Source organism: Chthoniobacterales bacterium, assembly GCA_018883245.1.
In the GTDB taxonomy this organism is placed as follows: Bacteria; Verrucomicrobiota; Verrucomicrobiia; order Chthoniobacterales; family JACTMZ01; genus JACTMZ01.
Window position 1 is genome coordinate 41137 of sequence record VEQL01000022.1, and the last position, 7082, is coordinate 48218.

10 protein-coding genes are annotated in these 7082 nt (G+C 58.5%); 4 read left to right on the plus strand and 6 right to left on the minus strand.

Going from position 1 to position 7082, the window contains the following annotated elements; genetic code table 11:
- Positions 1-9: 9 nt before the first annotated feature.
- Complete coding sequence (locus FGM15_08795; GenBank protein MBU3665953.1) at positions 10-375, minus strand: 50S ribosomal protein L19; 366 nt, start codon at positions 373-375, stop codon at positions 10-12.
- A 114-nt stretch (positions 376-489) separates the two neighbouring features.
- On the opposite strand from FGM15_08795, the gene FGM15_08800 reads away from it, so the two are divergent.
- The 4 genes from FGM15_08800 (at position 490) to FGM15_08815 (ending at position 5422) form a co-directional block, all read left to right on the plus strand.
- Positions 490-1089, plus strand: coding sequence for an ATP:cob(I)alamin adenosyltransferase (locus FGM15_08800; protein MBU3665954.1), 600 nt, complete (start codon positions 490-492; stop codon positions 1087-1089).
- A gap of 8 nt (positions 1090-1097) precedes the next feature.
- Positions 1098-4790 carry a methionine synthase gene (metH, locus tag FGM15_08805; protein MBU3665955.1) on the plus strand — a complete coding sequence of 1231 codons (3693 nt, stop codon included), beginning with the start codon at positions 1098-1100 and terminating at the stop codon, positions 4788-4790.
- A 153-nt stretch (positions 4791-4943) separates the two neighbouring features.
- The gene (locus FGM15_08810; protein MBU3665956.1) at positions 4944-5162 is read left to right on the plus strand and encodes a DUF2281 domain-containing protein; all 219 of its coding nucleotides are present in this window, start codon (positions 4944-4946) and stop codon (positions 5160-5162) included.
- On the plus strand, positions 5159-5422 hold the full coding sequence (locus FGM15_08815) for a hypothetical protein (protein ID MBU3665957.1): 264 nt from the start codon (positions 5159-5161) through the stop codon (positions 5420-5422). The genes FGM15_08810 and FGM15_08815 overlap by 4 nt, the downstream gene beginning before the upstream one ends.
- Before the next feature lie 87 nt (positions 5423-5509).
- Here the strand turns inward: FGM15_08815 and FGM15_08820 are convergent, their stop codons facing one another.
- From FGM15_08820 to FGM15_08840, 5 genes are all read right to left on the minus strand, one after another.
- Positions 5510-5767, minus strand: coding sequence for a UPF0175 family protein (locus FGM15_08820; GenBank protein MBU3665958.1), 258 nt, complete (start codon positions 5765-5767; stop codon positions 5510-5512).
- Between the two features lie 134 nt (positions 5768-5901).
- Complete coding sequence (locus tag FGM15_08825) at positions 5902-6201, minus strand: type II toxin-antitoxin system RelE/ParE family toxin (protein ID MBU3665959.1); 300 nt, start codon at positions 6199-6201, stop codon at positions 5902-5904.
- Entirely contained in the window at positions 6198-6416 is a 219-nt protein-coding gene (locus FGM15_08830; protein ID MBU3665960.1) for an acyl-protein synthetase, read from the minus strand. The genes FGM15_08825 and FGM15_08830 overlap by 4 nt, the downstream gene beginning before the upstream one ends.
- A 58-nt stretch (positions 6417-6474) precedes the next feature.
- On the minus strand, positions 6475-6741 hold the full coding sequence (locus FGM15_08835; protein MBU3665961.1) for a CopG family transcriptional regulator: 267 nt from the start codon (positions 6739-6741) through the stop codon (positions 6475-6477).
- Positions 6731-6994 carry a BrnT family toxin gene (locus FGM15_08840; GenBank protein MBU3665962.1) on the minus strand — a complete coding sequence of 88 codons (264 nt, stop codon included), beginning with the start codon at positions 6992-6994 and terminating at the stop codon, positions 6731-6733. The genes FGM15_08835 and FGM15_08840 overlap by 11 nt, the downstream gene beginning before the upstream one ends.
- Positions 6995-7082 lie beyond the last annotated feature (88 nt).

A 7082-nucleotide genomic window follows, 5' to 3' on the forward strand; every position in this document is an offset into this window, starting at 1 on the left:
GGGGAAAGATCAGGCAGCCGCGGATTCGGCGCCGGACTTCTCTTTCACCGTGGTCGCCGATTTGCCTTTGCGTTTGCGCAGATAATTCAGTTTGGCGCGGCGCACGGAACCTTTTTTCTCCACCTCGATCTTGGCAATGCGCGGGGAATGGAGCGGGAAGACGCGCTCGACGCCCTCGCCGTAGGAGACGCGACGCACGGTGAAATTCTCGTTCACACCGGTGCCTTTGCGGCCGATGACGATTCCGGCGTAAATCTGGATGCGCTCTTTCTCGCCCTCGATCACGCGGGTGTGAACTTTGACGGTGTCTCCTACCGAAAACTTGGCCACATCAGCCTTGAGTTGCTCAGCCTCGATTTTGTCCAAAACATTCATGACTTCTTTCCTTTCACAAAAATGGCCCTGTTGTTTATCGCCGTAATGGCTTCAGGGCAACAACTTTCCTTGGTTCGAAAAGAACATATCTACATATCATGATATTTTGATGGGTTGCTTTTATATGAGCCTCAGGTATTTAATCGCTCCGTGAACAGTATTGCCACTCGAACCGGGGACGATGGAACCACCTCGCTGCTATTCGGATGCCGTGTGCCCAAGACCGATGCGCGCATCGTGGCCAACGGCCGGGTCGATGAACTCAATGCGCGCCTCGGCATGGCCAAAGCTTGTCTTCCGCCGGACGAATCCGAGTCGCGTGCTTTCATCGAGCAGGTGCAGCGCAATCTGGTCAATTTGATGGGCGAGGTGGCTGTTGCCCCGGAGGACTGGGAGCGTTACGCGGCCTCCGGTATGCCGAATTTTGACGAGGCGCTGCTCGGCGTTTTGGATGGGCGGGTGGCGCGTCTGGAATCCGAAGGTTTCACATACAAAGGCTGGGCGACGCCCGGTGCCAATCTCTCCGCAGCAGCCCTCGACTGCGCCCGCACCGCCTGCCGCGAGGCGGAGATTGCGCTTCTGTCGGTCAACCAGGCTGGTCTGCTCAATCCCCAACGCGCCGACACAATTCTCCAGTCGCTGAACCGCTTGTCCGACGTCCTGTGGCTGGAGGCGCGTCGGGCCGAAAGCGCCATTTTTTCCCCGCGCGAGTAATAACTCCGATGAGCAAACCGGACACAGCGCAAGCGCTGCAAGCCCTGCTGGCCGAACGCATCGTATATCTCGATGGCGCGATGGGCACGATGGTCCAGCGCCATAAACTCGACGAGGCTGCCTATCGCGGGAAGCGCTTTGCTGGATGGCCTAGCGACGTCAAAGGAAACAACGACCTCCTTGTTTTGACCCAACCTCAAGTCATCCGCGGCATCCACGAGCAATACATTGCGGCCGGGGCGGACCTCATCGAGACCAACACCTTCAACAGCACGACCATCTCCCAAGCCGACTACGGGATGGAGGAACTGGTCCCCGAGTTGAACCGCGAAGCGGCCAAGCTCGCGCGGGCCGCGGCCGATGCGTGCAAGAGCCGCCGCGTCTTCGTCGCGGGTGCGGTCGGGCCGATGAGCAAAACGCTCACCATTTCCCGCGATGTCAACGATCCCGGTGCACGCGAGGTGACGTTCCAGCAAGTGGCTGCCGCCTACCGCGAGCAGATCGAGAATCTTATCACCGGCGGGGTGGATGTGCTCCTCGTCGAAACCGTCTTCGACACGCTGAATTGCAAAGCCGCGCTTTATGCCATTGCGCAATATTTCGCCGACAAAAACATCAGCTTGCCCGTCATGGTCTCGGGCACCATCACCGATTTGAGCGGACGCACGCTCACTGGTCAGACGACCGAGGCTTTTCTCAATTCCATTTCGCACTTTCCGCTGCTCAGCGTCGGGCTCAACTGCGCGCTCGGACCCAAGGAAATGCGTCCTTACATCGAGGAACTCGCGCACCTCGCTCCGTTTCATGTCAGTGCGTATCCGAACGCCGGCTTGCCCGACCCGCTTTCGCCGACCGGATTCCCCGAGACGCCAGAGTCGCTCGCCCCGCAGTTGCGCGAATGGGCCGAGCAGGGGTGGCTCAACATCATCGGCGGCTGTTGCGGCACCACGCCCGATCACATCGCTGCCATCGTCAAAGCCACGCGGGACGTCAGGCCGCGTCGCATCCCCGAGCGCACACGCACGCTGCGCCTGAGCGGACTCGAGCCCTTCACCGCGCGTCCCGAGATCCCGTTCATCAACATCGGCGAGCGCACCAACGTCACCGGCTCGCCCAAATTCGCCAAGCTCATCCTCGGCAACCAATATGACGAGGCGCTGGCCGTGGCCCGCCAGCAAGTCGAAGCCGGCGCACAGATCATAGATGTCAACATGGACGAGGGGATGCTCGACGGCGCCGCCGCCATGACCAAATTCCTCCAGCTCGTGGCCAGCGAGCCGGACATCTCGCGCGTGCCGATCATGATCGATTCCTCGAAGTGGGAAGTCATCGAGGCCGGCCTGCGCTGCGTGCAGGGCAAGTGCGTGGTCAACTCCATCTCGCTCAAAGAGGGTGAGGAGAAATTCAAAGAACAGGCCCGCCAAGTCATGCGTTACGGCGCGGCGGTCATCGTCATGGCATTCGATGAAAAGGGTCAGGCGGACAATTACGAGCGCCGCATCGAAATCTGCCGGCGCGCCTACAAGATCCTCGTCGAGGAAGTCGGCTTCGCCGCGGAAGACATCATTTTCGACCCGAACATCCTTACCGTTGCCACGGGTATCGAGGAACACAACAACTACGCGGTCGATTTCATCGAGGCCACGCGCTGGATCAAACAGAATCTCCCCTACGCGCGCGTCAGCGGTGGTGTGAGCAATATTTCCTTCAGCTTTCGCGGAAACAATCCCGTCCGCGAGGCGATGCACACGGCTTTTCTTTACCATGCGATCAAAGCCGGTCTGGACATGGGAATCGTCAATGCCGGGCAGCTCGGTGTTTACGCGGAAATCCCGCCCGATCTGCTCGAGCTAATCGAGGACGTCCTGCTCAACCGCCGTCCCGATGCCACCGAGCGCCTTGTTGCATTTGCCGAGACGGTCAAAGGCGCGGGCAGAGCCGCCGTCGAGAAAGACACCAAATGGCGGGAGGCCCCGGTCGAGGAGCGGTTGGCTCACGCTTTGATCAAAGGTATCGTTGATCACATCGACGAGGACACCGAGGAAGCGCGGCAGAAATACCCGCGTCCGCTCGATGTCATCGAGGGGCCGTTGATGAATGGTATGCGGATCGTCGGCGATCTTTTCGGCGAAGGAAAAATGTTCCTCCCGCAGGTGGTGAAAAGCGCGCGCGTTATGAAACGATCGGTCGCCTGGCTCACGCCTTACATGGAGCGCGAGCGCGCGGCGAATCCCAACGCCCGTGCGCAGGGCAAAGTGCTCATGGCCACGGTCAAAGGCGACGTCCACGACATCGGCAAGAACATCGTCGGTGTCGTGCTGGCCTGCAATAGTTACGAGGTCGTCGATCTCGGTGTCATGGTCTCTTGCGAAAAGATCCTCGCCGAGGCCCGCACCCACGGGGTCGATGTGATTGGCCTGAGCGGGCTCATCACCCCGTCGCTCGACGAAATGATGCACGTCGCCTCGGAAATGAAGCGTGAAGGATTCGACATCCCGCTTCTCATCGGCGGGGCCACCACCAGCCGCGCCCACAGCGCGGTGAAAATCGCCCCGCATTACGACAAGGAAGTCGTGCATGTCACCGACGCTTCGCGCGTGGTGGGTGTTGTCTCGCAATTGCTCAATCCGGACACTCGGCCGAAATTCGCCGCCGATTTGTCGGCCGACTACGAACGCCTGCGCACGGAATTTGCGGCCAAACAGCGCGACGCCAAGTTGGTGGGCATCGAGGAAGCGCGCAAACGGCGTTTCGCGCCCGACTGGTCGAAGGAGTCTATCGACACTCCGGCATTCACCGGGGTGAAAGTCTTCGACGATTTCCCGTTGGAGGAATTGGTCGATTACATCGACTGGTCGCCGTTTTTCCACGCGTGGGAATTGCGCGGACGTTTTCCGTCCATCCTCGAAGACGAAGTGGTAGGACAACATGCCACCGAACTCTACAACGACGCCCGCAAGATGCTCGATCGGATGGTGCAGGAGAAATGGGTCACGGCCAAAGGCGTCTGCGCCATCATGCCGGCCAACACGGTGGGTGACGACATCGAGATCTACGCCGACGCGGATCGCTCCAAGGTCCTGAAGACGTTCCACACGTTGCGTCAGCAGCTGGACAAATCCTCCGGCCAGCCTGACTACGCGCTAGCCGACTTCCTTGCGCCGAAGGGCAGCGGACGCATCGACTACTGCGGCGGTTTCACCGTGACCGCCGGCATCGGCGTCGAAGAACGTGCCAAGGCCTTCGAAGCCGAGCACGATGACTACAGCGCGATCATGCTCAAAGCGCTGGCTGACCGTTTGGCCGAAGCCTTTGCCGAGCGCATGCACAAGGAGGTTCGCGATCTTTGGGGCTACGGCAAATCCGAGTCGCTAAGCAATGAGGATCTCATCCGCGAAAAATATCGCGGAATCCGTCCGGCGCCCGGCTATCCGGCGTGTCCCGACCATACGGAAAAATGGACGCTTTTCGACCTCCTCGAGAGCACCAAGCACACCGGCGTCAAGTTGACTGAAAGCCTCGCCATGATGCCGGCCAGCTCGGTGAGCGGTCTCTACTTCGCGCACCCCGAGGCCAAATATTTCGCCGTCGGCAAAATCCAGCGCGACCAAATAGAAGACTACGCGAAGCGCAAAGGCATGACGGTGGCCGAAGTGGAGAAATGGCTCAGCCCGAACTTGGCTTACGAGTCGAAGCGGTAGGAGTGGGAAAGGGCTGAGACCTGAGTGTGAAACCTGAGTGAGGTTGTAGCGGCGCTCTGTGAGTGCCGGAATTTTTGAGCGGTCTCCACCTGGATATCTGCTCTGGCCGGCGCGCGAATTGACTGAGTATCTGTGCCTGGCTAGTTTTCAGTCATGAGCACGGCGACGCTTGAACTGATCCGTATCTGCGAATCGTTACCCGAAGCGAAGCAAGCTGAGGTCACCGACTTTGCCCGTTTCCTTCTGGACCGGGAGGGTGACAAGCGCTGGGAATCTATCGTGGCCGAAGGCGAGCCGCGCCCGCGGTTCGAGAGTTTCCTGCGCGATGCGGCAGCGGAGCCAGCCGAGCCTCTCGACCTCAAGCGCTTGTGAAGTCCCTTGTCCGTCCGAGTTTCTGGCGTGCCTACGGCCAGCTTTCGGACCGGGCACGAAAAGACGCGCGCAAAGCCTACGCTCAGTTCGCCCAAGATCCGGCGCATCCCTCGCTTCGTTTCAAAAAATTGGCTGGCTACGCGGATGTGTGGTCGGTGCGAGTCTCCGCGCAATACCGCGCCATCGGACAACGCAGCGGCGATGAAATCACTTGGGTCTGGATCGGGTCGCACAACGACTTCGACAAACTTTTCGGCTGAAACGAGACGGCCAAACTTGAAGGAACAGAATCTCCGATCTGTTGATCGTGAGCAGAGCCGTCAGCGGTGATGTATCGGAGAGAACGATCATCGCGCCGACAGCGCATCGACCATCCGCAGATCCTCGGCGAGTTCGTGTTCGCCGTAGTGCATCGCAATACCGCGGCGCCCCAGTTCACGGAGGAAATCGCTTTGCGAGAGGCCGGCCGTGCTCGCCGCTTGGCCCAGCGTGGCTTCCTCGGATATGAACAGCCCGATGGCCAGATGCAACGCAGCATCGCGGGTGGAAAGGCGTTCGCTCAGAGACTTTGGCAGCGTCAGCTCCATTGCATCAATATGAACCATGACCCCAGCAGTAGCAAGGCGTGCTGCTCCACCTCTCAAAGCCCTTAGACACGCAGAAGGTGAATGGCGACGCTACGCCGAATGTCCGCGATCATCGGCGACGGGTAGTGGTGCGGTGGCGCGCATTGTTGGACTTATTTAAGCTTGCGCAGTTTTCGGGATATCCACGATGGATCTCTGCGTAGATCCAAAACCGCCCGAACCAGAATCAGGTCGTCCCGCACTTCATAGTAGACGGCGCATGGAAATCTTTCCGAGAGAAGGCGATGCTTGCCAAAATGCTGCGGATGAATTCCTGCGTAGAGGAGAAGGGACTCGATATCGGAATAAAGTGAATCGAGAAAATAGCTTCCGAGTCCCGTCTGCTGTCTTTCGTAAAACCGAAACCCACCCTTCAAGTCCGCCAGTGCTGACGGTTGAATGACAATTTTCACTGAAGCTCTTCTCGGAGCTGTTTCTTGGCAGTTTCCCAGTCGATGAATGTCTCTTCTCCAGAGGCGATCAATCGGTCCCGTTCCGCAAGAGCCTCTCCATGCCACTCGGGCGAGACTACTTCTGAAGCAGTCGTGGCAAGATTTTGCCACAATGCCTCCATGAGGCGCAGCTTGTCGGACGTGGTCATCTCTTGGAGGTCAATCATCGCGGACATGGTTAAAGACACAGCAGCGATCGTGAGGAACTCAATTTTTATTGCCGAACGACCGGCATCAGGCGCCGAGCGGAGCGAGATTGGCTGCGCGCGATCGTTCGGATTTCTCCGTCTTGATGCGTTCGCTGAGCCAGACCTTGATGATCGATTGACGCGTCACGCCGATGAGGGAGGCCTGTTTGTCGAGCTCGGATATCATCCAACTCGGGAGGTCCACATTCACCCGGCGCGGTTCCAGTCCGGGACGGCGTACGTTGTCCCAATCCAGATACGCGCTGATATCCTCGCCATCGTCAAAACGACGATCAAATTCCTCAGCGGTTATTGTAGCGTTCGCTTTCTTCATTTCTTGATCTCCTTACCGATATGATGCGGATCGATTCGCTCCGCAGGGTGTAAATGGCAGTCCACAATGTTCCATCAAGCTCTGCAATGATAGCCTCGCGCGGTTCCGTGACGGATCGGGCAGAGACCACCAATCCTTTCCCATCAAGCCAAAGTCGTCTCGCATCATTGAAATCGATGCCATGCTTGGCTGCGTTGATTTTGCTCTTTTCGGGATCATACTCAAACTCCACAAAAGGAGAATATTCATACCGAAAAGGTTGTCAAAGTGTTTATTTTGAACGCTTGAAGACAGCCGCTGAGCGCAGCGAGATTGGCTGG

Bases quoted from the DNA above. Each gene is read 5' to 3' on its own strand.
- FGM15_08795 (MBU3665953.1), bottom strand. From the start codon at position 375: ATGAATGTTTTGGACAAAATCGAGGCTGAGCAACTCAAGGCTGATGTG.
- FGM15_08820 (MBU3665958.1), bottom strand. From the start codon at position 5,767: ATGGTTCATATTGATGCAATGGAGCTGACGCTGCCAAAGTCTCTGAGC.
- FGM15_08810 (MBU3665956.1), top strand. From the start codon at position 4,944: ATGAGCACGGCGACGCTTGAACTGATCCGTATCTGCGAATCGTTACCC.
- metH (MBU3665955.1), top strand. From the start codon at position 1,098: ATGAGCAAACCGGACACAGCGCAAGCGCTGCAAGCCCTGCTGGCCGAA.
- FGM15_08830 (MBU3665960.1), bottom strand. From the start codon at position 6,416: ATGTCCGCGATGATTGACCTCCAAGAGATGACCACGTCCGACAAGCTG.